Genomic DNA, 23,007 nt, shown 5'->3' with positions numbered 1-23,007 from the left:
GGAAGGTGGAGGTATCGGGCGTGAGCGACAGTCCTGAAACGCGCCGCTATCGCGCCCTCTTCATCTCGGACGTGCATCTCGGCACCAAGGGCTGCCAGGCCGAACTGCTCCTCGATTTCCTCAAGTACAATGAAGCCGATACCGTCTATCTCGTCGGTGACATCGTCGACGGCTGGCGGCTGAAGGCCAACTGGTACTGGCCGCAAAAGCACAACGACGTGGTGCAGAAGCTGCTGCGCAAGGGCCGCAAGGGCGCGCGCATGCTCTACCTGCCGGGCAACCACGATGAGTTCCTGCGCGATTATTACGGCACCCACTTCGGCGGGATCGAGGTGGTGGAGACCGCCATCCACGAGGCGGCCGACGGCAAGCGCTACCTGGTGATCCACGGCGACGTGTTCGATCTGGTCGTGCGCCACGCCAAGTGGCTCGCCTTCCTGGGCGACTGGGCCTACACCGCCGCCCTCGGCATCAATACCTACCTCAACAAGATTCGCCGCCGCCTCGGGCTCACCTACTGGTCGCTGAGCCAGTGGGCCAAGCTCAAGGTGAAGAACGCGGTCAACTATATCGGCAAGTTCGAGGAGGCGGTGGCCGAGGAGGCCAAGCGCCATCAGGTCGACGGTGTGATCTGCGGCCACATCCATCACGCCACCATCCACGACCAGTTCGGTGTCCGCTACGTCAATTGCGGCGACTGGGTGGAGAGCTGCACCGCCGTTGCCGAGCATGAGGACGGCCGCCTCGAGATCATTTCCTGGACGCGCAAGCTGGAGAAGAATGCGCCGGCCCAGGAGGGCGAGGTCGTCGAGGGGGCGCGCGCGGCGGCCTGATGCGGGTTCTCGTGGCCACCGATGCGTGGCATCCCCAGATCAATGGCGTGGTGCGATCCCTGGAGCATACCGCCCGCGAGGCCGAGAACCTCGGGGCGGACATGCAGTTCCTGACCCCGCAGGGCTTCCGCACTGTCCCGCTGCCCACCTACAACGAGATCAGGCTCGCCCTCGCCACGCCTCGTATGATCATGCGGCGCATCGAGGCGCTGCAGCCGGACTTCGTGCATATCGCCACCGAGGGGCCCATCGGCATCCTGGTGCGCCGGGCTTGTATCGCCTCGCGCCGCACCTTCACCACCTCCTACCACACGAAATTCCCGGAATACCTCGCCGCCCGCGCGCCGGTGCCGGAGCGGCTGACCTATGCGTGGCTGCGCTCCTTCCATAATGCCGGCGGCGGCGTCATGGTCTCCACCGCCACGCTGGAGCGGGATCTCGAGGCGCGCGGCTTCAAGCGACTGATGCGCTGGTCGCGCGGCGTGGATGCAGACCTGTTCCGTCCGCGCCCCGAGGCGACGCTGAACCTGCCGCGCCCGGTCTATCTCTTCGTCGGCCGCGTGGCTGTTGAGAAGAACATCGAGGCGTTCCTCAATCTCGATCTGCCCGGCTCCAAGGTGGTGGTGGGCAACGGCCCGGCCCTCGCCAGCCTGAAGGAGCGCTTCCCCGCCGTGCACTTCCTGGGCTCGAAGGAAGGCGAGGACCTGGCGCAGGTCTATTCCGCCTGCGACGTCTTCTGCTTCCCGAGCCGCACCGACACCTTCGGCATCGTGCTCCTGGAAGCGCTGGCGAGCGGCCTTCCCGTCGCGGCCTATCCCGTCACCGGCCCGACCGACGTGCTGGCCGATGCGACGGAGCAGGTGGGCATCCTGGACGAGGATCTGCGCACCGCCTGCCTCAAGGCGCTGGAGCTGTCGCCCGCCGCCGCCCGCCGCTTCGCGCTGCGCTATACGTGGCGGGAGAGTGCCCGGCAGTTCCTCGACAACGTGCTGATCGCGCATGACATTGGACCGATCGCGCGGCGCTATCGCCTTCGGCGGCGGCGTCGGGTAGCTTCCGGCGCATGAGCGCCTCCCAGATTCAGCCCGCCCCGCTTCCCACCGCCGAAGATGTCGATGCCGCCGCCGCGCGCCTCCTCGGCTTTGCCGTCCGCACGCCGCTGGTGTTCTCGCCGGCGCTGAGCGAGCGCATGGGCGCCGACGTTTTCCTGAAGCCGGAGACGTTGCAGCGCACCGGTTCCTTCAAGTTTCGCGGTGCCTTCAACCGCATGGTGCAGATCCCCGAAGAGGCGCGCGCTGCCGGCGTCGTCGCCTGCTCGTCGGGCAACCATGCCCAGGGTGTCGCCGCCGCGGCGAAGATCCTCGGCATGCCGGCCGTCATCGTCATGCCCCACGACGCGCCGGCCCTGAAGCGCGACCGCACCCGCGCGCTCGGCGCCGAGGTGGTGGGCTACGACCGCCGCACCGAGGACCGCGACGCCATCGCCCGCGCCATCGCGGCCGAGCGCGGAGCCATCATGGTGCCGCCCTATGACGATCCGCACATCATCGCCGGGCAGGGCACCGTGGGCCTTGAGATCGTGCAGGACCTCGCCGCCCTCGGCCGCGTGCCCGACCTCGTGGCGGCCAACGCCTCCGGCGGCGGTCTCGTGGCCGGCATCGCGCTCGCCGTGAAGCGGGTTGCGCCGCAGGCGCGGGTGGTAGTCTGCGAGCCGGCGGGCTTCGACGACCACGCCCGCTCCTTCCGCTCCGGCGTGCGCGAGCGCAATGCCCAGCCCGATGGCTCCTTCTGCGACGCGCTGCTGGCGCCCACCCCCGGGGCCATCACCTTCGAAATCACCCGCCGCATCGTCGGCGAGGCGGCGTCCGTGACCGACGCCGAGGTGGCACGGGCGGTTGAATACGCCTTCCGCGAACTCAAGCTCGTGGTGGAGCCGGGCGGTGCCGTGGCGCTGGCGAGCCTGCTGGAGGGGCGGCTCAACGTCTCCGGCGGCACGGCCGTCATCGTGCTCTCCGGCGGCAATGTGGATGCGGAAACTTTCACCCGCTGCCTCGCCGCCGCCTGACGCATCGTGGACGAAGCCGGGGAGAACGGGCAGGGCAATCTGCCGCCGCGCGCGCTCGCGCTGCGGCTTGGGGTAGCCTACGGCACCTTCTTCATCGCCCTTGGCATCTTCCAGCCCTATCTGCCGCTCTGGTTGCAGGCGCGGGGACTGGGACCGGAGGCCATGGGCCTCGTGCTGGCCGTGCCCATGCTCAGCCGGCTTGCCGCGACACCCCTGCTCGGCCTGCTCTCGGACCGGCTGGGACGGCCGAGGGCGCTGCTCACCCTCTTGGGAATGGTCACGGTCGCGGCCATGGTGCTTCTGGCCTTCACCTCCAGCCTCCCGGCGATCCTCCTGATCCTCGGCGCCATGTCGGCGGCGTGGTTCCCCGGCTTCTCGCTGCTGGATTCCTACACCTCGCGCCTCGCCCGGGCGGGACGGGCGGAATATGGCCGCGCGCGGCAGTGGGGCTCGGCGAGCTTCCTCGCGGCCAATCTCGCCGGCGGCGTGATCGTCGGCGCGCTGGGCGCGGATTCGGTCGTTCTGCTCATGGTCGCCGGCCATGTGTCCTATGTACTCGCGACCTTCGCCTTGCCGGAACTGCCGCGGGCCGAGCCCATGCCGTCTCCGCTCACGGGCCGGCGGGCGCGGCTCGGCTTTCTCGCCGGTATCGTCGCGGCCGGGTTGGTGCAGGCGAGCCATGCGGTGCTCTACCTCTTCGCCACCGTCCACTGGCGGTCGGAGGGCATTTCGCTCACGGTCATCGGTGTCCTGTGGGCGGTGGGTGTCGCGGCCGAAATGGTGCTGTTCCGCTTCGGTCGGCCACTGCTGGGCCGCTTCGGCGCCTATGGAATGATCGCCATCGGCGGTGCGGCGGCCGTGGTGCGCTTTGCGGTGATGGCGAGCGATCCGCCCCTCGCCGTGTTGCTGCCGCTGCAGTTGCTGCATGCCCTGACCTTCGCGGCGACCTATCTCGCCATGGTCGATCTTGTGACGCGCGGCGTGAGCGAGCATCGCTCCGGCACGGGGCAGACCACCGCTGCCTGGACTTCCAGCCTCATGTCGTCCGCTGCGAACGTGGCCGCCGGGCCGCTCTGGGCCGTGTTCGGACCCATGGCCTTTCTGGCGGGCTGCGCGCTGGGTCTGGCGGGGGCGGGCGTGGCCCTAGCCGCCGCGCGGCTTCAGCCCCAGAGCAGGGGCTCGGGCGGGGAGACGACAGCGCCCTCGTAGTGAAGCCCGGGGCTGCGGTCGCGGGCGAGCAGCAGTGGCCCGTCGAGGTCCACCCACTTCGCGCCCTGGGCGACCAGAAGGGCAGGGGCCATGGCCAGCGATGACGCCAGCATGCACCCCACCATGACAGAGAAGCCGAGCCCGTGCGCCGCCTCCGCCAATGCCAGCGCCTCGGTGAGGCCGCCCGCCTTGTCGAGCTTCACGTTGATGGCGTCGTAGCGCGTGCGCAGATCCGCGAGCCCGGCCCGGTCGTGGACGCTCTCGTCGGCGCAGACCGGCACCGGCCGGTCGATCCGGGCGAGGCGGCGGTCGTTGTCGGCCGGCAGCGGCTGCTCGATGAGTTCGACGCCGACGGCAGCGCAGGCATCGAACAAGGTGGGCAAATCGGCGGCCTTCCAGCCTTCGTTGGCATCGACAATGAGCCGCTTGTCCGGCGCCGCCTCGCGCACGGCGGCGAGGCGCTCGCGGTCGCCGGGGGCGCCGAGCTTCAGCTTGAGCAAAGGATGGTCCGTGGCGGTGGCCGCCGCGCGGGCCATGGCCTCTGGCGTATCGAGGCTCAGGGTATAGGCCGTGACCACCGGCCGCAGGGGCGGCAGGCCGGCCAGTTCGGCGCAGCCGAGGCCGGAGGATTTCGCCTCCAGATCCCACAGGGCGCAGTCGATGGCATTGCGCGCAGCGCCGGCGGGCAGACGGTGCTGCAGCATTTCCCGGCTGAGGCCGGCGGCAAGGTCCGCCTTGAGCTGCTCGATGGCCGCGACCACGCCTTCCACGGTCTCGCCGTAGCGGGCATAGGGCACGCACTCACCGCGACCGGTGATGCCGCCTGCGGTGAGGCGCACTTCCACCACCACGGCCTCCGTCTTGGAGCCACGGGCGATGGTGAAGGTGCCGGCGATGGGAAAGCGCTCGACGCTGAGAGACAGTTCGGCCATGGGTTAAGCTTAATAGCCGATTCCGCGCCGCCCATCGCGGGGCAGGTGACGATGGTGGCGAGGTGTGTCCTGGCTGATCTCGACGCCGCCTCCGCTCATCTGTATGGCTAGATTGCGTTCTTGCCTTGCGGGGCGGGAGCGTGTTCGGCAGGGGCTTGGGCTGCTGCCGGATTCAAGCGGGGCGACGGTTTGACCGCGGCAGGTGTCGTGGTAGGGCTGCGGACGGTAAGGTCCGAAGTCTGTTCTGGGGTTGAGACCATCCGGCGTGTCGCGCCGGTCGCCTTTGGAGACGCCGCGTTGCCGCACGCCTCGTTGATTTCCGTGCACAGCCAGGACGACCGCCTGACCGTGGCCGGCCGCGGTGCGTGGACGTCTGAATATGCCGACGAGCTGGAACAGGCGGTCAACGATACCGCCCATTCCTATGCCAAGCCCAAGGACGTCGAGATCGATCTCGCCTCCGTCGAGCGCATGGATACCTTCGGCGCCCTGCTGCTGGAGCGGCTGCGCCGCTCGTGGGTGGGCGCCGGCATCGAGCCCAAGGTTGTCGGGCTGGCACCGCGCTACAGGGTGCTCCTGGACGAACTCGCCCGCATGGGGCACGAGCCGGTGCCGCCCAAGCGCCGGCACGAAGGCATTTTGGAGCGCTTCGGACACGAGGTCGTCAATGCCGCCAAGGATGCGCTTTCGCTTCTGAACTTCGTCGGCGCCACCGTGGCCGCCTTGCTACGGGTGGTGGCGCGCCCGCGCAGCTTCCGCTTCACCTCCATGGTGAACCAGGTCGACCGGGTGGGCTTCCGCGCCGTGCCCATCATCCTGCTCATCACCTTCCTGATCGGCTGCATCCTGGCGCAGCAGGGCATCTTCAATTTCCGCCGCTTCGGCGCCGACATCTATGTCGTGGACATGGTCGGCGTGCTGGTGCTGCGCGAATTGGGCGTGCTCATCGTCTCCATCATGATCGCCGGCCGCTCGGGCAGCGCCTACACGGCGGAACTCGGCTCCATGCGCATGCGCGAGGAGATCGACGCGCTGCGCGTGATGGGATTCGATCCCATCGAGGTGCTGGTGGTGCCGCGCATCCTGGCGCTCGTCATCGCTTTGCCGCTGCTCACCTTCATCGGCTCCATGTCCGCCATTTTCGGCGCGGGACTGGTGTCCTGGGGCTATGGCGGCATCACGCCCGACGTGTTCCTCGATCGGCTGAAGCTCGCCATCGATCTCGATCAGTTCAAGGTCGGCATGTACAAGGCGCCCTTCATGGCCGCGACCATCGGCCTTGTCGCCTGCATGGAAGGCCTGAGGGTGGGCGGCAGCGCCGAATCCCTCGGCGAGCACACCACCGCCTCGGTGGTGAAGGCCATCTTCCTTGTGATCGTCATGGACGGTGTGTTCGCCATGTTCTTCGCCGCGATCGACATGTGAGCGGCCATGGACGCGCAGACCTCTCCCTCCACACTCCAGACCAGCGGCCGGGAAGCCATCATCCGGGTCCACGACATCGTCGTGGGATTCGGCGACCGGGTGGTGCTGAACCACCTCAATCTCGACGTCTACCGCGGCGAGATCCTCGGTTTCGTCGGCACGTCGGGCGGCGGCAAGTCGGTGCTGACGCGCACCATCCTCGGCCTCGTGCCGAAGACCTCGGGCACGGTGGAGGTGTTCGGGCAGAATCTCGACGACCTCTCCGAGCGCGAGCGCTCGGCGCTGGAGCGCCGCTGGGGCGTGCTGTTCCAGCAGGGCGCGCTGTTCTCCTCGCTCACGGTGAAGCAGAACATCCAGTTCCCGCTTCGGGAAAATCTCAAGCTGTCCCAGCGGCTTCTGGACGAGATTGCCTTCACCAAGATCGAGATGGTCGGCCTGAAATGCGATGTGGCCGAAAAGTTACCCTCCGAGCTTTCCGGCGGCATGATAAAACGCGCGGCACTTGCCCGTTCGCTGGCGCTCGACCCTGAAATCCTCTTTCTCGACGAGCCCACATCGGGCCTTGATCCGATCGGCGCGGGCGACTTCGACGAGCTGATCCGGACGCTGCAACAGACTTTGGGGCTTACGGTTTTCATGGTAACGCACGATCTCGACAGCCTGCACACGGTGTGCGACCGGATCGCGGCGCTCGCTGACGGCAAGGTGATCGCGGCGGGGACGATCGAGGACATGATGGCGGAACAGCACCCTTGGCTGCGGGCCTATTTCCACGGCACGCGGGCACGGGCTGTTCAGAGCGCGCGCCGTTAGGCGCGATCGAGGCAATTGCGCGCCTTTCGGTGCGCCAGGACAAGGAGCGGGCCGGTAAAGCGGGGCAGGCTGCAACGGAACCGGGATGAGGCATGGAAACACGGGCCAACTACACCATCATCGGAGCCTTCACGCTCGCCGTCATCGCGGCCGCGTTCGGCTTCGTGTACTGGTTCGCCGGACCGCACGATTCCACGGCCCGCAAGGTCTATGAGATCGTCTTCGACGGCTCGGTCGCCGGCCTGCGCCAGGGCAACTCGGTGCTGTTCAACGGCATTCCTGTCGGCCAGGTGACGAGCCTCGGCCTCGTGCCGGGGCAGCCGGGGCAGGTTCTGGTCCAGATCGGCATCGACAACAAGGTGCCGGTGCTCTCCGACGCCCGCGCGGGGTTGGAGTCGCAAGGCCTCACCGGCATCATCGCGGTGTCGATCCGCGGCGGAAAGCCGGGAGCGCCCCCGCTGCCGCCGGGCCCGAACGGCTATCCCCGCATCGCGTCCGATGGCGGGGCCGGCATGTCGGGCCTGATCAATACCGCGCAGGGAGCCGCGAAGAAGATCGAGCTTCTTCTCGACGCGATCAATCCTGACGAGATCAAGAACATCATCCACAACATCGACACCTTCGCCCAGGCGGTCGCCTCCAAGTCGGACGATGTGACGAGTGTGATCGAGCAGTCGAACGCGCTGGTGAAGCAGCTTAACGGTGTGGCGGAGCGGGTGGACAAGGTGGTTTCCAGTCTCCAGGCTGCCACTGAAGACAAGAACGGCCTGCTCAACCAGGCCACCGAGGCTGCCACGTCCGTGCGCAAGCTGGCGGACAATCTCGATCAGCGGACGGCGGTCCTCACCACCGAGATCAGCCGCTTCACCGGGCCCGGCCTGAAGCAGTTCGAGGCGCTGGCCACCGACGGACGCCGCACCCTCGGCGAGATCGACCGCGTGCTCAAGGGCATCGAGCGCAACCCTCAGCAATTCATCCTGGGCGGCGGCAACTCCATTCCGAAATACGGGCGATGAGCCGATCATGAGCGACGTTCCCGTCTCCCGTACCGCTGTGCTGACCCAGGCCGCTTCCCTGGCGCGCCGCCTGCTTGCCGCGTCCCTGTTCGTCGGTGCCGCGCTCTCTCTCGCCGCCTGTGGTTCGACCCCGACGCCCACCTACAACCTCTCGGCGCCCGGCGGCTTCACGGCCGGCGGCAGCGGCAACGGGCAGCTGGTGGTGGTGGCGCCGACGGCGCTTGCCGTGCTCAACACCGACAAGATCATGGTGGAGCCCGGAGCGGGGCAGGTCGCCTACCTCGCCGATGCCCAGTGGAGCGACAATCTCCCGGCGCTGCTGCACGCCCGCACCATCCAGGCGTTCGAGAATGCGAGCAAGCTGCGCCGCGTCGCCCGTCCCGGCGACGGCGTGAATGCCGACTACACGCTGGTGACGGACATCCGCACCTTCGCGCTGCGCATTACCGATCAGGGGCCGGTGGCCGTGGTGGAGATTTCCGCCAAGCTCATCGGAACGCAGAGCGGCCGCATTCTGGCGGCGCAGGTGTTCCGCGCCGCCTTGCCGGCCGCCTCATCGGCCGGTCCCGCCGCCACCGCCGCCCTCGATCAGGCGCAGGAGCAGGTGCTGGTGCAGATGGTGCGCTGGGCTTCGACCAAGTTCTGAACGGCTTCTGACTTTCCGACGCCTGAACCGCCAGCTGGTTCAGACGAGCCGGTCGGCCAGCAGGAACTGAAGCGCCCGATCGAGCCGGATGTGCGGGATGGGGGCGTCGCCGATGCCCGCAGGCGGGCGGAAGCGCAGGAAGCGGAAATCCACGTCGTCCTGCCCGTCGCCTGCCATGGATGAGGCGAGACCCCGGAAACCTGCACCGGACGGATCGAAAAGGGCATCCGGGTCCGCCGGCAGCTCGCCCGGAAACACCGCCACCTCCTCCTCGCCATCGAACACGTGGCCGCCGGCGTCCTGACCGGCCTCGGGCGTGCCGACGATGGCGTCCAGCTCGTGCCCGCCCCGCCGCACGCGGGCCTCGCGGGTGGCGCGGATGGCGGCGAGCGCCACCACATCGAGAGTCGCGCCACGGTCCTGCGCCCGCTCGCGCGCCCGCTCCACGAGACGGCCCAACACGGCCTCCAGCCGGTCATGGCTAGCCCGATGCAGGTGGTCCGCCTTGGTGGCGGCGAACAGCACCTTTTCGATGCGGGGGCGGAAAAGGGTGCTCACCAGACTGTTCCGCCCGGTGCGGAAGGCGGCGAGGATTCCGTCCAGCGCCCGCTCCAGGTCGGCGAGGGCGGCGGGCCCGGCATTCAGCGCCGAGAGCGTATCCACCAGCACGATCTGCCGGTCGAGCCGCGCGAAGTGATTGCGGAAGAACGGCCGCACCACGGCGTGCTTGTAGGCCTCGAAACGCCGCTCCATCATCCCGCCTAGCGTGTCGGCGCGAGAGGGCGCGTCCTCCACCTCCAGCGGGGCGAAGGTGAGGGCCGGCGATCCTTCGAGGTCGCCGGGCATGAGGAAGCGGCCGGGCGGCAGCAGGCTCATGGCCAGCCGCTCGCTGCGACAGGCGGCGAGATATGTGGTGAACCGCGCCGCCACCTCCCGCGCCCGCGCCTCGTCGGCTGGCCCGCTTGCGGGGGCGTCGGCCACCGCCGCGAGGAAGGGCGCCGCCACCTCCGCCCGCGCCCGCGCCCGCGCGAGGGCGAGGCTCTGCCGGGCAAAGTCGGCGTAAGACATGTTCAGCAGCGGCAGGTCCAGCAGCCACTCGCCCGGATAGTCCACGATGTCGAGGGTCAGCGTCTTGAGGCTGCCGCGCCGGGTGGCATAGCGGATGGCGAGGCGCAGCTCGCTGACGCGGGTGGTGGAGGAGGGCCAGCGCCGCTCCGCCCCCAGCTTCTCCAGATGGCCCTCATAGGCAAAGCGCGGCACCGCGTCGTCCGGCTGGGGCTGAAGCTCCGCCCGGGCGATGCGGCCGGACTGGTACGGCTCGAAAACGGGCATCCGCGCGCCCTTGGTGAGAGCGTGGATGAGGGCCGTGGTGAAGATGGTCTTTCCCGCCCGCGACAGGCCGGTCACGCCGAGGCGCAGGGTGGGATGGGCGATGCCCTCCACCCGATCCGCCAGGGCCTGAAGCGCGATGCGCGCATCGTCCACGGCGTCCGTGAAGAACGCCATCGTCAGTCGTTTCCGCCGAGATCGCGGGGGGTGACGAAACGGTCGAGGCGGCCGATGCCGGGCGCTGTCGCGCTCCACTCGTCCACGGGAAGGTCGATGACGGCGAGGCCGCCGGTCGGGAATTTCTCTGCCATGCTGGCAAGATGGGGCGCCGGGCCCGAAGCCACAAGCAGCTCGGCCAGGTCTTCGAGGCCGGGATTGTGGCCCACCAGCATCACGCTGTGGGCGTCCTTAGGCTGTTCGCGCAGCACAGTCATGAGGCGGGCGGCGGACGCGTCGTAGACGCGGGGCTCGCTCGCCACCACTTTCGGCGGCGGCAGGCGGGCGGCCACAAGATCCCACGTCTCGCGCGTCCGACGAGCAGGCGACACCAGGATGCGATCGGCCAGCAGGTGTTCCTGCGCGATATAGGCACCGATGCGGGGCGCCGCGTTCCGGCCACGGGCTGCAAGGGGCCGTTCCGGGTCGGCGATGCCGTCCGGCCAGTCCGACTTCGCGTGGCGCAGCAAAATGAGACGGCGCATGGTTACTAACCGATCAACGAATTGCGGCTCCTTATGGCGCACGCGGCCTGTGCAGCGCAATGACCGCTGCCGCGCCGCAGCGTCACGCCCCCCGGCGCAATAGCCGGCCAAACGCCATTAGAGCGCCGCAAATAAACGCTTTCTCAAGCTGGCGGCGTCAGCATTGCCCATCTCTTATTGGACCAATTCATGAGCCAGACGTCTGCGCCCCGGCCCCCCGCGCACGATGCGATGGTGCCCGAGCGCTCCGCCGCGGGCCCCAAGCGGATCATCGACTGCGACGTCTGCGTGGTCGGCGGCGATGTCGCCGGCCTCGTTCTGGCGGCGGATCTCGCCCGGCGCGGGCGCGACGTGGTGTTGCTGGCCATGGCCGGCCCTTCGGCGGCCGTGCCCTCCTGGCCGCTCGACAGCGTCGTGGCTCCCGGCTTTCCGCTCTCGACCCTCGAGCTTTCCAGCCGGGTCGGCCGCGACGATGCGCAGGAGCTGCTCATTCTCTCCGCCCAGGCGGCGGAGGCGGGGCTGTCCCTCGCCGAGCGTCTCGGCGTCGAGATCGGCCCGCGCGGGCGACTGACCGTGGCGCGAGCCCACGCGGCGGAAGACCTTTATCGCGAGCACGAGCTGCGCCAGCAACTCGCGCCCGATACCACAGTCTTCGTCGGCGCGGACGATCTGGCGGCGTTGCTCGGCACGGAAACCTTTGCCGCCGGCCTCGGCGTCGTGCCGGCCGAACGCGTGCGCACCGCTTCCCTCGTCGCGGCGCTGGAAGACGCGGCCCGGGCGGCCGGCGTGCGTTTCGTCAATGTGGAGGGCGCGCTTTCCGTCGATCTGAAGGGCGTCCGCAAGTATCTCGATATGGCGAACCAGCGGGTCCGCGCCTTCCAGGTCGCCGTGTGCGGACCGGCGGCGTTTGCCCGCCTCGGCTCGGGCGTCGCCCGGTTGCCACGGGCGCCGTGGGTTTCGGGCGGCTTCCGGCTGCCGGGCAGCAACGTGCCTTATGCCGGCGTCGTCGAGGAGTTTGGCCTCACCGGGCTCGCATATCATTTGGACGGCGATAGGCTGGCGCTCGCTGCCCAGTCGGCCCTGCCGGTGATGACGCGCGTCGGTGCGGCGCGTGTGTTGCGGCGCCACGCGGCCGAGGTCTATCCGGTCGGCAGCGGGCTGGTGGAAGGCGCGCGGGCGCGAAGCCTGCCCGATCCTGGCGGGATGCCGATGCTGTATGAGGGCGAGCGCGGCGTCTGGTACGCGCTTGCGCCCGGTGCGGGGTCGCTGGGGCTCGATTTCCTCGCTGCGCGCATGATCGTGGGCGCGATCGCCGAGCGGGACGACAGGATCGCCTTGCTCCAGCCCTTCGCCACGGGTGGCCTTTCGGGATGGACCGGACGGGTGGCTCGCTTTGCCGCCTTCTGGCATGTGCGCCTCGCCGCGCGCCTGCATATGGAGAAGGGCACGCCAGCCCTCGCACCGGCGCAGGAGCCGGACCTTCCCGCCCCCCTTCCGGCACCGTCGACGGCCGGTGCCCTGGCCCGGCGGAGCGTCGCTTCGGCGGCGTCGGCCTCCCGCCATGCGGCGCGGGCCGCGCTTCATGCCGCATCAGGCTGGGCATCTGGCCTTGCCACCCGCGCTGCATCCGAAAACGGCCGCCGGCGCAGGCGGCTGCCGGTGGAGCCGCACGGCGAGCTGGAAGACGAGGCGCCGCCTCAGCGGCGGTAGAAGCTCTGCGGTCGCGCGCCTTCCCGGAAATAGCCGAAGAAGGCTGCGACGCCCGCCGCCTGCGCGAGAAGCCCCGGCATCAGCGCCGCGAACGCGCCGAGATCGGCGCCGTCCGGAGCAATGGCGTCGCGAATGGCGAACTGGCTGTAGCCTGTCGTCGCCAGCCAGAGCACCAGCACCCACGGCAGCACGAGAAGCGCGATGCGCGCGCGGGCCACGGTGAGCACCACCATGGCCACCGCCCAGCAGAACAAGACCACCTGCGGCATCAGCCCCAGTCGCAGCACTTGCTGCGCCACGCCCGCACCCGCGAAAGAGTCGAAAAGGGCGGAGCGCGCGCCGGTGAGGCCCAGCGCAGAGATCAGCGTGAACAGCCCGGCCAGCGGCAATGCGGCGATGCCGCAGGCGCACCAGAACAGGAAGGCCAGTGCCCCGCCGAGGCGCGGCGCGCCTTCAGGCTTGCCGGGGGTGGGGCTGCGGAGGGGGACTTGGGGCGTGGAGGGAGCGGTCATGGGGATCCTCGGATCCCCGGGCTTATAGCCGATCCCGCGCGCCGTGCATCCGGCTAACGCCGGCCCGACGTCGGACGAACGGCGTCAGCGTCCGAAATGATCGTGCCAGCTCTTCTGGCAATCCGGGAAGGGCAGACGGCGCGCCTCATAAACCGCGCGTGCCACCGCGCGCGCCAGCACGATGGAGGCGAGGGCGCCGAGCCGGGCGAGGTCCGGCAGCGGCGCCTCCAGATGCTTGCGGCCGGTGGCCATGGCGAACACCACGTCGCCATCGAGCGGGGTGTGGACGGGAAACAGCGAAAGCGCCAAGCCGTTCTGCGCCATGATGGCGAGCCGCCGCGCCTGTACCGTGGTCAGCACCGCATCCGTCGCCACGACGGCGATGGTGGTGGCGAAACGGGAGACGCCGCCCTTGAGCCGTGGATCGCTCGCCTCATCCGGAACATGCGTCGGCGCGCCGAGCCCGCCGAACTCGCCGCCCCGCTCATAGTGGCCAGCCCGGAAATGCGGACCGTCGCCGAACAGCGGGCTTCCGGCGGCATTGACCGCGACGATGGCGCCGACCACATGGCCGGTCGCGGTCATGGCCGAGGCGGAACCGAGCCCGCCCTTCACGGTCGCCGTGGTACAGCCCGTGCCGGCGCCCACCGAGCCGAGGTGGAAATCCACGTCTGCCGCGTCCAGCGCATCGCGGCCGAGCTGGTGGTAGGGCGGATGGCCCTCCCAGCCCTTGTCCCCGCCATTGAGCAGGTCGAACAGGATGGCGCCGGGCACGATGGGCACGCGCGCGGTGCCCACCGCAAAGCCCCGCCCCCGCGCGGCGAGCCCCGCCATGACGCCGGAGGCCGCATCAAGTCCGAAGGCCGAGCCGCCGGAAAGGGTGATGGCATCGACGCGCTCCACTGTCGCCGCCGGGTCGAGCAGATCGGTCTCCCGCGTGCCAGGCCCCCCGCCGCGCACGTCCACCGCCGCCACCGCCGGTTCCTCCGCGAGGATGACCGTCGCGCCCGTGCCGATGTGCGGTTCGGTGGCGTTGCCGACCAGGAGGCCGGGCACGTCGGTGATGAGGTTGCGCATCTCGCTCTTCCCTGCCGGCTTCCCCGGCCCTGCAAGCAAGCCTCGAAAATGGAAAGACCGCGCCGGGGGCTTTGGCCCGGCGCGGTCCTTGTTGCGTCCAGCCTCGTCGACGAGACCCGGTCCGTGCTGCCTCAGTCGAGGCGCCCGGAGGCGTGGGCGAGCATGGTGTAGACCTTGCCCGTGTCGGAGGTGAGGTAGGTGCGCGCCAGCGTGCTGCCGCGATCGTCGCCCGACACCTGATCGATGAGCCGCTCGAATTCGGCGACGTAGCGATCAACGGTCTCGCGGAAGCCGGCATCGGCGCGGTAGCGGCGCTTCAGGGCGTCGAAGGTCTGCTGGCCCTGCAGGGTGTAGAGCCGGCGAGAGAACACATGGCTCTCGCCGTTGTTGTGACGGTCCCACATCTCTACGGCCGCCTGATGATCCACCATGCGGGCGATGTCGGCGGAGAGGTCGTCGAGGCTCTCCGGGGCCGCCACGGGGGCGGGGGCCGCCGGGCGGGAGCGCGGAGTGTCTTCATTGAGCTCGCCGGAGGCGCGGGCGAGAAGCTCGGTCAGCCAGCTGTCGCGTTCCTCACCGTTGGTCTCGGTGCGGGCGGCGGGCCGGGAAGCGGGACGCTCGGCCGGTTCAGCGCGGCGGTTGGCGGGGGCACGGCGCAGCTCCGACTGGAGCAGGCTTGCGCCTTCGCTGCGGGCCGGCTCGGAACGGCCGGTCTCGCTGCGGCTGATGTCGGCGCGGGTCAGCTCCTGCCGGCCGATATCTTGCCGGCCGGTATCCTGGCGGCTCGCCTCGGCGCGGGCCGGCTCGGAGCGCTGGAGTTCCGAGCGGGGACTCTCGGCGCGGGGCTCGCGCTCGGGGCGGCTGCGCAGGGCGGAGGGGGCCTCACGCGATGCCTCGCGGGAGGCGCGGGCCGTCTCCTGCTGCGCGGCGCGGGCGGACGCTTCCACCACATCAAGGGCCTGACCCTGCCGGGCGACGATCTCGTTGAGCTCGGCCAGGGCCTTGATCTGCTCGGCGACCGCGCGGCGCATGGTGGCGGCGCTCGCCTCGGTCTCCGCGGGCAGTTCGAGGATGCCGCGCTTCATCTCCTCGCGGGCGAGGGTGATGGCCTGCTGCACATCCTCGGCCACCCGCTTGAGATCGGTGGCGACGGCGGTGAAGCGGTTGCCCGTCTCGCCGAAGAGGGTGTGCACGTCGTTGAGCGCCACCTCGTAGGTTTCGCGCAGGGCTGCGGCGGAACGCTCGCGCTCGGCGTCGGCAGCCGTGCGGACCAGCGCGAGCTGCTGCGCGACCGCTTCCGTGGAGCCGGATGTGGCCGCCGCGATGACGCTGGCGATCTCGCTGGCCTGCTTCTGGGAGGCCGAATAGGTCTCGTCGAGCATGGTGTGGAAGGCGGCAAGGCGGCTCTCCACGTCTCCGACCCGCTGGGCGAGGGAGCGGGCGAGCTGCTCCATCGCTTCGCGACGCGCAGCGAGGGTGCTGTCCACCTGGTCGTGGGTGGAGGCGAGCGTCTGGGTCGCCTCGTCCATGAGACGGCGGTTCTGTTCGAGCCGCTCGGACAGGGAGGACATCTGGGCCAGCGCGGTGGTCGAGACTTCCTTGAGCGAGCCGATCTGGGACTGGAAGCGCTCGGCAGTGGCGTCGGCGCTCAGGGCGATGCCCGAGACGGCGCCGCCGAAGCTCTCCACCTGGCGGGCGAAGGTGCCCGCGAATGCGTCGAGGTGGGACACCGCCTGGGTGAGGGCACCCTGGAAGGTGGAGTTGGCGTCGTCGAGGCGCTCGATGATGACGCCCACGTCCGTGCGCAGGGCGCTGTTGGTGGCGGTGATCTCCGACACGGCGCGCTGGCTGGTGCGCTCCAGCGCGGACAGGAAGGTGCCGTTCTTGTCGTCGATGAGATGGGCGATCTCGGTCAGGCGGGTGCCGAGGCTGTCCGCCACCTTCTCCGAATGCTCGGTGAGGGTGCGGCTGACGTTGCTCGACAGCGTGGTGAGCGAGCGCTCCACTTCGCTCGCCTCGGCACGCAGCGAGCCGGAGACGGTCTCGATGCGGCCGACAAGGGCGTCGGCGATGGCGGTGCCCCGCACTTCCAGCGACGTGGCGACGCCATCGAGGCGGCCGAGCACCAGCTCCTCGATGCGATGGACGCGGCCGTCGAGCACGGAGGCGATCTCCTGCGCCCGCACGCCGATGTTGCGGTTCACCGCATCGGCACGGTCGGTGAGCACCTCGCCCAGCGCCTTGGAGCGGGTGGCGAAGAAGTTCTCCAGCGTCTCCACCGACTTGTCGAGGGACTCGGTGGCGTTCTTCGTGCCTTCGGCGATGGTGCGCGCAAAGTTGACCGTGCGGGTCGCGAGCGTCTCGGTCAGGCTCTGGGCGCGCTGGTCCAGCGTCTGCTCGATGCGCGAGAAGCGCTGGTCCATGATGGTCGCCACCGTGTCCGTGGTGGCGGACAGGCGCTCGTCCAGCGTGGAGGTGGCGAGGCGCAGGTTCTCGTTCACCAGCGCCACCCGGTGGGTGATCTGGTCCACCAGCTCGGGGGCGTGCACCTTCACCGTGGTGTCGAAGTTCTTCACGCCGTCCTGCATGGCGCGGGCAAGGTGGGCGGCATCGTGCTGCATGCGGTCGGCGAGCTCGGCGCCGCGCACGGTGATGGTCTCCTCCATCGCCTTGAGGCGGGCGGTGAGCATTTCCTTGATGGCGTCGCTCTTGGTGCCGATGGTCGCCACCAGGATGTCGGCGGTCTCGCGGAACTGTTCGGTCACCTTGGAGCCGCGGGCGCCGATGGCCTGCGTGACCTCGGTGGCGACCCGCGACAGGCGCTCGGTCATGTCCTCGCCGGCACCGTTGAGGGACGCGGTGACCTCGTTGCCCTTGTCCACGAGCGCCGTGACCACCTGGTTGCTGGAGCGGTCGAGCGAGGAGGTGATGCGCTCGCCGGTCTCGGACAGGCGCTGCTGGAGATCCTCGCCGCGCACCGCGACGGCCTCGTAGATGCGGTTGCCGGTGGCTTCGATGCGGTCGGCGAGATCGGTGCCGCGCACGGCCAGCGTCTCGGCGACGCGCTCGCCGGTCTCCTCGAGCTTGCGGACGAGTTCGCCGCCGCGGGTGGAGAACTCGACCACCGCGCTCTCGCTGGTGGCGCGGAAGGCGGAGTTCACCTCGGCCACGCGCACGTCGATGTCGTCGGCGAAGCGGCCGACGTTTTCGGCCAGCGTATCCGTGATGCCCTGCTTGAGGCGGTCGATGTTGTTGTTCACCTCGTCGCCCCAGCGCTCGACCAGCTGCGACACGTCGGTGGTGGTAGCGAGCAGGTTGGAGGCAAGGTCGTCGGTGCGCGACCGCAGGGTTTCCACCAGCAGATCGCCGGATTCGGACAGATCCTGCCGGATGTCGGAGCCGGTGAGCTGGAGGCGGTCGATCAGCTCGCCGCCCTTGGCGGTGAGGCTGTCGATCATGCTGTCGCCGACGCGGGCGAGGGCGGCGGTGATGTGCTCGCCCTTCTGGCCGAGGATCTCGGTGACCTGCTCGCTCGCTTCCATCATGGTGGTGTGGATGCGCGAGGCGACGTCCTTCACCTCGCTGGAGAGCACGGTCTCGGCGGCGATGATGCCCTCGCGCAGGCGCTCGGTCTCGATCTGGATGTTGTGGCGTTCGGCCTGCAGGTCGTCGATCAGCGTGCGGATGCGCGTCTCGTTCTCCTCATAGGCGCGCTCCAGGGTGGCGACCTCGGCGCGCACCATGGATTCCAGCTCGCCGGCGCGGGCGACGGCGCGGTCCATGCCGTCGCCCATGGCGGCGACCTCGCGGCGCACCGCCTGACCGACGGTGACAACGCTTTCCGTGGCAATGGATTCCGGCTGGGCGAGGCGCAGGGCGACCTCGGTCATGGAGCGGGCGATGCCCTGCAGTTCCAAGGACCGGCGCACGATGCTGGCCATGCCGAAGAAGGCGAGCGGGGGAATGAGGATGCCGGCGAAGATGCCGAGCAGGGCCGGGGAGTCGCCGAGCGACTGGAGCCCGTTCGAGCTTGCCATCAGGCTATGATGGACGGTGTAGGCGAAGATGATGCCGATGACGATCCACACGAGCGAGGCGCCGGTCGCCCAGTAGAAGGGCACGACCGGCGCCTTCTTCTGCAACTGGCCGAGAAGCTGGCCGATGGGCTGGCGGTCGTCGTTGGCGGCGCGGCGCTCGGCTTCGCTGCGGGGGCGGGGCGCGCCCTCGCGGCGGCCGCCGTCGACGCGAACTTCGCCACCCTCGGGGGGACGCGGCCGGCGGTTGATGGGGCGGCCTTCACGCTGCGGTCCGGGACCGGAGAGAACACGTTCGGGCGCGGGCGGTCGATCCAGCGGGGTCCCGCGATCAGGCGGCAGGGGCGCCTCGCCCCCCTTGGCCGCAGCCGCATTGGCCTCGGCATTGTCGAGCTCGAGCGTCAGAGCCTCCTGGATGGCCGACAGAGCCGCCTCGGTCGGGTCCTGGATCTTCTTCGGGTTCTTCATCTCGCTGTCGCCTCTGCCCGCTTTCGGTGCCCCGGCGTGATGCCGCCCAAGGCTCCGATACCCGTACACGCCCCGTCATCCGGCCATGCCGGACGAAGATGGTTTACCGTTTCTTATCCTAGACAGGCCGCGGCTCCGTTTGAACCGCCCCGGCCGCATTAATGAAGATATCGTTAATATCGAGCGGCTTGGCTTGGGCTTGGCCATTCGGTTCGCACGGGCGGGACGCGCGACAATCGGCGCCCACGCTGGTGCGGCGCGAGGCAAGCCGCTATAGCCAGTGGCCGGAAAGCGGCCCCGCCGCGGCCATCAGGCCGGGGTGCGCGAGCCGTCCGATCAAGCCACCGCCGCCTGCGCGGCGGAAGCCGGGAAGCGACAATCTATGGTTGCCATTACCTTTATCGAACACACGGGCGCGGTCCACAAGGTGGATGGACCGGAAGGTGCTACCGCCATGGAGACGGCGGTGCGCAATGGCGTTCCCGGCATCGTCGCGGAATGCGGCGGCGCCTGTGCCTGCGCCACCTGCCACGTCTATGTGGATGAAGCCTGGATGGACAAGGTCGGCCAGCCCTCCGAGATGGAGGAGGGGATGCTCGATTTTGCAACCGACCTTCGCCCCACCTCCCGCCTCTCCTGCCAGATCAAGCTGACGGCGGCGCTGGACGGGCTGGTGCTGCACACGCCCGAGACGCAGGGCTGAAATCGGGGAGGCGAGGGGAGCGGCGCTCCCCTTTAGTCCACCTTCTCGCCGGGATAGACGCCGAACAGCTGGTTCTGCTGCACATAGCCGTCGAAGCCGTCGCCGGTGATGCGGCAGAACTTGCCGTCGCAGGTCTTCACCACGCCGAGCACGCTCGGCTCGAGCTTGGCCACGACCTTGGCATCGGCATCGGCCGAGCCGCGCAGGGGCACGGTCTCGCCCTTCAGCCAGGGGGCGACGAGGGCGGTCCGACGCAGCGACAGCATGGAGTGGTACACCCATCCCTCCGCGCCGTCGGCATCGCGGATGCGGCGCCACGTCTCATATTCGGCGGTCACCTCCACCGGCAGGCCGGCGCGGTTGAACACCCAGGCCACATCCTGATCCCGGTTCGGTCCGTTGCGGACGTTCACCTTGTCGGCTTTGAGCGAGACGAAGCGGGGAACCGGCAGGCCGGAGGTGCCGGGCTCGGCGGCGACTGCGCCCGCAGCCGTTCCCACCATCATCGCCGCCGCAAGGGCCAGGGCTTTCACCGACCGGCTGTCGAGGCTTCGCTTCAGATGAGTTCGCTTTGCGGGCATGATGGGATCGTCCTTTCGCATCGCACCTAACCGACCGGAGGGGTGCGCCGACGTGGCGGGCACGTCAAGGCCCTGCGTCCCGGCGCGCCTTGTGTTTCCCCGGCTGTCTGATAGACGGGACCAGAACCGTTAAGAAATGGGGAATGGGGAGTAACGATGGTGCGTCGCAAGCCCCTCGTCGTTGTCACGCGCAAGCTGCCCGACTCGGTCGAGACGCGGATGCGCGAGCTTTTCGATGCCAGACTGAACATCGACGACGTGCCCATGGATCAGGCCGCGCTGGTGGAGGCGGTCAAGACCGCGGACGTGCTCGTGCCGACTCTGACCGACCGCATCGATACGTCGGTGCTCTCGCAGGCTGGGGAAAACCTGCGGCTGATCGCCTCCTTCTCCAACGGCGTCGACCACATCGACGTCGCCAGTGCGCTGAACCGGGGCATCACCGTCACCAACACGCCCGGCGTCCTCACCGAGGACACCGCGGACATGACCATGGCGCTGATCCTCTCCGTGCCGCGGCGCCTCGCCGAAGGCGCTCAGGCGATGATCGCGGACAAGGAAGAGTGGACCGGCTGGTCGCCCACCTGGATGCTCGGCCGGCGGATCTGGGGCAAGCGCCTCGGCATCATCGGCATGGGCCGCATCGGCCAGGCGGTGGCGCGGCGCGCCAAGGCATTTGGCCTGCAGATTCATTACCATAACCGCCGCCGCCTCAATTCCGGCATCGAGGAAATGCTCGACGCCACCTATTGGGACAGCCTCGACCAGATGCTGGCGCGCATGGACATCGTGTCCGTGAACTGCCCGCACACCCCCGCGACCTACCACCTGCTCTCCGCCCGTCGTCTTAAGCTCTTGAAGCCAGACGCTTATGTGGTGAACACGGCGCGCGGCGAGGTGATCGACGAGAACGCCTTGACCCGCCTGCTGGAAGCCGGCGAGATCGCCGGTGCCGGCCTCGACGTGTTCGAGCACGAGCCGGCGGTGAACCCCAAGCTGGTGCGCCTCGCCCGGCAGGGAAAAGTCGTGCTTCTTCCGCACCTTGGCTCCGCCACGCTGGAAGGCCGCGTGGACATGGGCGAGAAGGTCATCGTCAACATCAAGACCTTCATGGACGGCCACCGTCCGCCGGATCGCGTGCTGCCGGCGATGCTCTGAGGCGGAAACGCCTCAGTTTCGGCTGCGGCCGGAAAGACGGCTCACGAGACGCGCGAGCCGGCTGACAGGCCCCGATGTCGGTGATGTTCGGGGGCCATTCGGTACGGGTATCGGCGGGTTCGGGGCACATTCAGTCCCGACCATGGCCGACGCCTCGGACTGCGCCTGCTCCAGAGCCGCGATCCGCGCCTCCAGCGCCGCACGGTCGCGCCGCCAGTCGTCGGCCAGCAGAGCGGCTGGTATCTGACTATAGGTTGGCGAGAAGGGGAAGGCGCCGCGGTCGCGCGCCTCCGTCACCGGCCAGCGGTGGAACCATGACCCCAGGTTGTCCACCTCGAATCGCACCACCTCCAATTCCGACCGCCCCAGCGCATAAGTGCCGGAGAGCTGATCCCTGCGGGAGTAGCGCAATACCTGCGCGAGCCACAGGCGCATGGCGGCGATGACTTCGGGGTCGTGGTGGCGCCGCAGGAGGATGGCGGACCAGAAGGGCACGGCTTCCAGCCCTGCCGGGTCTGTCATCACGTAATGGTTGAGCTGCTCCAGCACCCGCCCGCCATCGTCGAGGCCCATGCGCAGGACCTCCATGAATTCGTCGCGGACGCTGGCGCGGAAGCTGTGCCCCGGCATGGCCGCAGCCACCCCGTCGCTCAGGTAGCGCGCGATCACCTCTTCCGGCGGTGCCGTCAGGATGACGCTGTTGTCGATGTAGAGGGAGACGTCGTAGCCGGGCAGCAGATCGTGCGGGGAAAGCTTGACGATGCGCTGGCTGCGCACCGGGTCGAGCGGGAAGGCCGGGGTATAGGGCACCAGCTTCCACGAGGCGCTGGTGAGCGTCGGATCATCGGTGAAGCAGAGGAAGTCGAGGCCGGAGGCGGCCGCCATGGGCTGCTCGTTCAGCGCTTCGTAGCCGCCGATCAGGCAGGTATAGACGCACGCGCGACCGGAGCCCTCCACCATGCCTCAGGCCGCCGCGCTGCGCTTGTGCGCGGAGAGGTCGGTGATGCGCGCGCCTTCGCCGGTCAGCGGATTTTCCGGGTCCCAGCCATAGCTCAGCGTCTCGAAGCGCATGGAGCGCGCGTCGATCATCAGCAGGCGCCCCACCAGCGGATCACCGAACCCGACGATGGCCCGGAGCGCCTCCAGCGCCGCGAGTGATCCGGCGACGCCGGCCAGCGCGCCCAGCACCCCGGCCTCGGCGCAGGCGGGCACGGTGCCGGCCGGCGGCGGCTCGGGGAAGAGGCAGCGATAGGTGGGGTTCGGGGTGCCATCCGGCCCCGTCTCATGGGCGCGGATGGTGGTGATGGTGGCATCGAAGGCGCCCAGCGCCGCGGTGACGAGCGGCTTCCTCGCCAGCACGCAGGCATCCGAGACCAGATAGCGGGTGGAGAAATTGTCCGAGCCGTCCACCACCAGATCGGCCTGGGCGATGAAGTCCAGCGCGTTGCCGGCATCGATCCGCACCGGATGCGTCACCAGCTCCACATGGGGGTTGAGGGCGGCCACCGCGTCACGGGCGCTGTCGGTCTTCAGCCGATCGATGTCCTGCGTGCGGTGAATCACCTGCCGCTGGAGGTTGGACAGGGAGACGACATCGTCCTCCACCAGGATCAGCCGACCGACCCCGGCCGCCGCCAGATAGAGCAGCACGGGCGCGCCGAGCCCGCCCGCGCCGATCACCAGCACGGTCGCGGCCTTCAGCTTCTGCTGGCCCGGTCCGCCAACGTCGTGCAGCACGATGTGACGGGCGTAGCGCTCGATCTCTTCGGGGGAGAAGGCCATCTCTAATCCTCGG

Annotated in this window: 20 protein-coding genes; 11 read left to right on the top strand and 9 right to left on the bottom strand. The window is 69.3% G+C overall.

Features of this window, described 5'->3' with window-relative positions; all coding sequences use genetic code 11:
• The first annotated feature begins 20 nt into the window (after positions 1–20).
• Genes ACE3QW_RS13265 through ACE3QW_RS13250 form a run of 4 tightly spaced genes read left to right on the top strand, consistent with a single transcriptional unit; the run spans position 21 to position 4,107 of the window.
• Positions 21–833, top strand: coding sequence for a UDP-2,3-diacylglucosamine diphosphatase (locus ACE3QW_RS13265; protein ID WP_024278874.1), 813 nt, complete (start codon positions 21–23; stop codon positions 831–833).
• Positions 833–1,900: a glycosyltransferase family 1 protein gene (locus tag ACE3QW_RS13260; RefSeq protein WP_029558659.1), complete on the top strand. Its 1,068-nt coding sequence runs from the start codon at positions 833–835 to the stop codon at positions 1,898–1,900. The genes ACE3QW_RS13265 and ACE3QW_RS13260 overlap by 1 nt, the downstream gene beginning before the upstream one ends.
• On the top strand, positions 1,897–2,898 hold the full coding sequence (locus tag ACE3QW_RS13255) for a threonine/serine dehydratase (RefSeq protein WP_374251815.1): 1,002 nt from the start codon (positions 1,897–1,899) through the stop codon (positions 2,896–2,898). Before ACE3QW_RS13260 ends, ACE3QW_RS13255 begins: the two co-directional genes overlap by 4 nt.
• A gap of 6 nt (positions 2,899–2,904) precedes the next feature.
• A complete protein-coding gene (locus tag ACE3QW_RS13250; RefSeq protein WP_374251814.1) occupies positions 2,905–4,107 on the top strand; it encodes an MFS transporter in 1,203 nt (400 codons plus the stop codon).
• On the opposite strand, the gene dgcA is transcribed toward ACE3QW_RS13250, so the two are convergent.
• A complete protein-coding gene (dgcA, locus tag ACE3QW_RS13245; protein WP_374251813.1) occupies positions 4,059–5,039 on the bottom strand; it encodes an N-acetyl-D-Glu racemase DgcA in 981 nt (326 codons plus the stop codon). The genes ACE3QW_RS13250 and dgcA overlap by 49 nt on opposite strands.
• Positions 5,040–5,360: 321 nt before the next feature.
• On the opposite strand from dgcA, the gene ACE3QW_RS13240 reads away from it, so the two are divergent.
• From ACE3QW_RS13240 to ACE3QW_RS13225, 4 genes are all read left to right on the top strand, one after another.
• Complete coding sequence (locus ACE3QW_RS13240) at positions 5,361–6,464, top strand: MlaE family lipid ABC transporter permease subunit (protein WP_374251812.1); 1,104 nt, start codon at positions 5,361–5,363, stop codon at positions 6,462–6,464.
• Between the two features lie 6 nt (positions 6,465–6,470).
• Entirely contained in the window at positions 6,471–7,277 is an 807-nt protein-coding gene (locus ACE3QW_RS13235; RefSeq protein WP_024278880.1) for an ABC transporter ATP-binding protein, read from the top strand.
• A 92-nt stretch (positions 7,278–7,369) separates the two neighbouring features.
• Positions 7,370–8,293, top strand: coding sequence for an MlaD family protein (locus tag ACE3QW_RS13230; protein WP_374251811.1), 924 nt, complete (start codon positions 7,370–7,372; stop codon positions 8,291–8,293).
• 7 nt (positions 8,294–8,300) lie between these two features.
• Positions 8,301–8,939, top strand: a complete 639-nt coding sequence (locus ACE3QW_RS13225; protein WP_374251810.1) for an ABC-type transport auxiliary lipoprotein family protein — start codon at positions 8,301–8,303, stop codon at positions 8,937–8,939.
• A gap of 39 nt (positions 8,940–8,978) precedes the next feature.
• Here the strand turns inward: ACE3QW_RS13225 and ACE3QW_RS13220 are convergent, their stop codons facing one another.
• Both ACE3QW_RS13220 and ACE3QW_RS13215 read right to left on the bottom strand, forming a co-directional pair.
• On the bottom strand, positions 8,979–10,445 hold the full coding sequence (locus ACE3QW_RS13220; RefSeq protein WP_374251809.1) for a YcjX family protein: 1,467 nt from the start codon (positions 10,443–10,445) through the stop codon (positions 8,979–8,981).
• A 2-nt stretch (positions 10,446–10,447) separates the two neighbouring features.
• On the bottom strand, positions 10,448–10,969 hold the full coding sequence (locus tag ACE3QW_RS13215; RefSeq protein WP_024278884.1) for a histidine phosphatase family protein: 522 nt from the start codon (positions 10,967–10,969) through the stop codon (positions 10,448–10,450).
• A 189-nt stretch (positions 10,970–11,158) separates the two neighbouring features.
• Here ACE3QW_RS13215 and ACE3QW_RS13210 point away from each other — a divergent pair, with 189 nt between their 5' ends.
• The gene (locus ACE3QW_RS13210) at positions 11,159–12,679 is read left to right on the top strand and encodes an FAD-dependent oxidoreductase (RefSeq protein ID WP_374251808.1); all 1,521 of its coding nucleotides are present in this window, start codon (positions 11,159–11,161) and stop codon (positions 12,677–12,679) included.
• On the opposite strand, the gene ACE3QW_RS13205 is transcribed toward ACE3QW_RS13210, so the two are convergent.
• The 3 genes from ACE3QW_RS13205 to ACE3QW_RS13195 form a co-directional block, all read right to left on the bottom strand.
• On the bottom strand, positions 12,667–13,191 hold the full coding sequence (locus ACE3QW_RS13205) for a hypothetical protein (protein WP_029558652.1): 525 nt from the start codon (positions 13,189–13,191) through the stop codon (positions 12,667–12,669). The genes ACE3QW_RS13210 and ACE3QW_RS13205 overlap by 13 nt on opposite strands.
• Positions 13,192–13,275: 84 nt before the next feature.
• A complete protein-coding gene (locus ACE3QW_RS13200) occupies positions 13,276–14,268 on the bottom strand; it encodes a P1 family peptidase (protein ID WP_374251807.1) in 993 nt (330 codons plus the stop codon).
• 131 nt (positions 14,269–14,399) lie between these two features.
• Positions 14,400–18,770, bottom strand: coding sequence for a hypothetical protein (locus ACE3QW_RS13195; RefSeq protein WP_029558650.1), 4,371 nt, complete (start codon positions 18,768–18,770; stop codon positions 14,400–14,402).
• A 382-nt stretch (positions 18,771–19,152) separates the two neighbouring features.
• Here ACE3QW_RS13195 and ACE3QW_RS13190 point away from each other — a divergent pair, with 382 nt between their 5' ends.
• Positions 19,153–19,473: a 2Fe-2S iron-sulfur cluster-binding protein gene (locus ACE3QW_RS13190; protein ID WP_024278889.1), complete on the top strand. Its 321-nt coding sequence runs from the start codon at positions 19,153–19,155 to the stop codon at positions 19,471–19,473.
• Positions 19,474–19,505: 32 nt separating this feature from the next.
• On the opposite strand, the gene ACE3QW_RS13185 is transcribed toward ACE3QW_RS13190, so the two are convergent.
• Positions 19,506–20,054 (bottom strand): SH3 domain-containing protein, encoded by a 549-nt coding sequence (locus tag ACE3QW_RS13185; RefSeq protein ID WP_024278890.1) that lies wholly within the window; start codon positions 20,052–20,054, stop codon positions 19,506–19,508.
• Positions 20,055–20,210: 156 nt separating this feature from the next.
• Here ACE3QW_RS13185 and ACE3QW_RS13180 point away from each other — a divergent pair, with 156 nt between their 5' ends.
• The gene (locus tag ACE3QW_RS13180) at positions 20,211–21,212 is read left to right on the top strand and encodes a D-glycerate dehydrogenase (RefSeq protein ID WP_024278891.1); all 1,002 of its coding nucleotides are present in this window, start codon (positions 20,211–20,213) and stop codon (positions 21,210–21,212) included.
• 12 nt (positions 21,213–21,224) lie between these two features.
• On the opposite strand, the gene ACE3QW_RS13175 is transcribed toward ACE3QW_RS13180, so the two are convergent.
• Together ACE3QW_RS13175 and ACE3QW_RS13170 are read right to left on the bottom strand one after the other, a co-directional pair.
• Positions 21,225–22,172, bottom strand: a complete 948-nt coding sequence (locus ACE3QW_RS13175) for a glycosyltransferase domain-containing protein (protein ID WP_374251806.1) — start codon at positions 22,170–22,172, stop codon at positions 21,225–21,227.
• A 3-nt stretch (positions 22,173–22,175) separates the two neighbouring features.
• On the bottom strand, positions 22,176–22,994 hold the full coding sequence (locus ACE3QW_RS13170; protein ID WP_374251805.1) for a ThiF family adenylyltransferase: 819 nt from the start codon (positions 22,992–22,994) through the stop codon (positions 22,176–22,178).
• Positions 22,995–23,007: the final 13 nt, after the last annotated feature.

Origin of the sequence: Xanthobacter sp., from assembly GCF_041911315.1 — a bacterium.
Lineage (GTDB): Bacteria > Pseudomonadota > Alphaproteobacteria > Rhizobiales > Xanthobacteraceae > Xanthobacter > Xanthobacter aminoxidans.
Note: the sequence above shows the minus strand (reverse complement) of the source record. Positions and strands in the feature narration are given on the sequence as shown.

Bases quoted from the DNA above. Each gene is read 5' to 3' on its own strand.
- ACE3QW_RS13235 (WP_024278880.1), top strand. From the start codon at position 6,471: ATGGACGCGCAGACCTCTCCCTCCACACTCCAGACCAGCGGCCGGGAA.
- ACE3QW_RS13195 (WP_029558650.1), bottom strand. From the start codon at position 18,770: ATGAAGAACCCGAAGAAGATCCAGGACCCGACCGAGGCGGCTCTGTCG.
- ACE3QW_RS13220 (WP_374251809.1), bottom strand. From the start codon at position 10,445: ATGGCGTTCTTCACGGACGCCGTGGACGATGCGCGCATCGCGCTTCAG.
- dgcA (WP_374251813.1), bottom strand. From the start codon at position 5,039: ATGGCCGAACTGTCTCTCAGCGTCGAGCGCTTTCCCATCGCCGGCACC.
- ACE3QW_RS13230 (WP_374251811.1), top strand. From the start codon at position 7,370: ATGGAAACACGGGCCAACTACACCATCATCGGAGCCTTCACGCTCGCC.
- ACE3QW_RS13180 (WP_024278891.1), top strand. From the start codon at position 20,211: ATGGTGCGTCGCAAGCCCCTCGTCGTTGTCACGCGCAAGCTGCCCGAC.
- ACE3QW_RS13260 (WP_029558659.1), top strand. From the start codon at position 833: ATGCGGGTTCTCGTGGCCACCGATGCGTGGCATCCCCAGATCAATGGC.
- ACE3QW_RS13175 (WP_374251806.1), bottom strand. From the start codon at position 22,172: ATGGTGGAGGGCTCCGGTCGCGCGTGCGTCTATACCTGCCTGATCGGC.
- ACE3QW_RS13185 (WP_024278890.1), bottom strand. From the start codon at position 20,054: ATGCCCGCAAAGCGAACTCATCTGAAGCGAAGCCTCGACAGCCGGTCG.
- ACE3QW_RS13205 (WP_029558652.1), bottom strand. From the start codon at position 13,191: ATGACCGCTCCCTCCACGCCCCAAGTCCCCCTCCGCAGCCCCACCCCC.
- ACE3QW_RS13170 (WP_374251805.1), bottom strand. From the start codon at position 22,994: ATGGCCTTCTCCCCCGAAGAGATCGAGCGCTACGCCCGTCACATCGTG.
- ACE3QW_RS13225 (WP_374251810.1), top strand. From the start codon at position 8,301: ATGAGCGACGTTCCCGTCTCCCGTACCGCTGTGCTGACCCAGGCCGCT.
- ACE3QW_RS13200 (WP_374251807.1), bottom strand. From the start codon at position 14,268: ATGCGCAACCTCATCACCGACGTGCCCGGCCTCCTGGTCGGCAACGCC.
- ACE3QW_RS13190 (WP_024278889.1), top strand. From the start codon at position 19,153: ATGGTTGCCATTACCTTTATCGAACACACGGGCGCGGTCCACAAGGTG.
- ACE3QW_RS13255 (WP_374251815.1), top strand. From the start codon at position 1,897: ATGAGCGCCTCCCAGATTCAGCCCGCCCCGCTTCCCACCGCCGAAGAT.
- ACE3QW_RS13210 (WP_374251808.1), top strand. From the start codon at position 11,159: ATGAGCCAGACGTCTGCGCCCCGGCCCCCCGCGCACGATGCGATGGTG.
- ACE3QW_RS13215 (WP_024278884.1), bottom strand. From the start codon at position 10,969: ATGCGCCGTCTCATTTTGCTGCGCCACGCGAAGTCGGACTGGCCGGAC.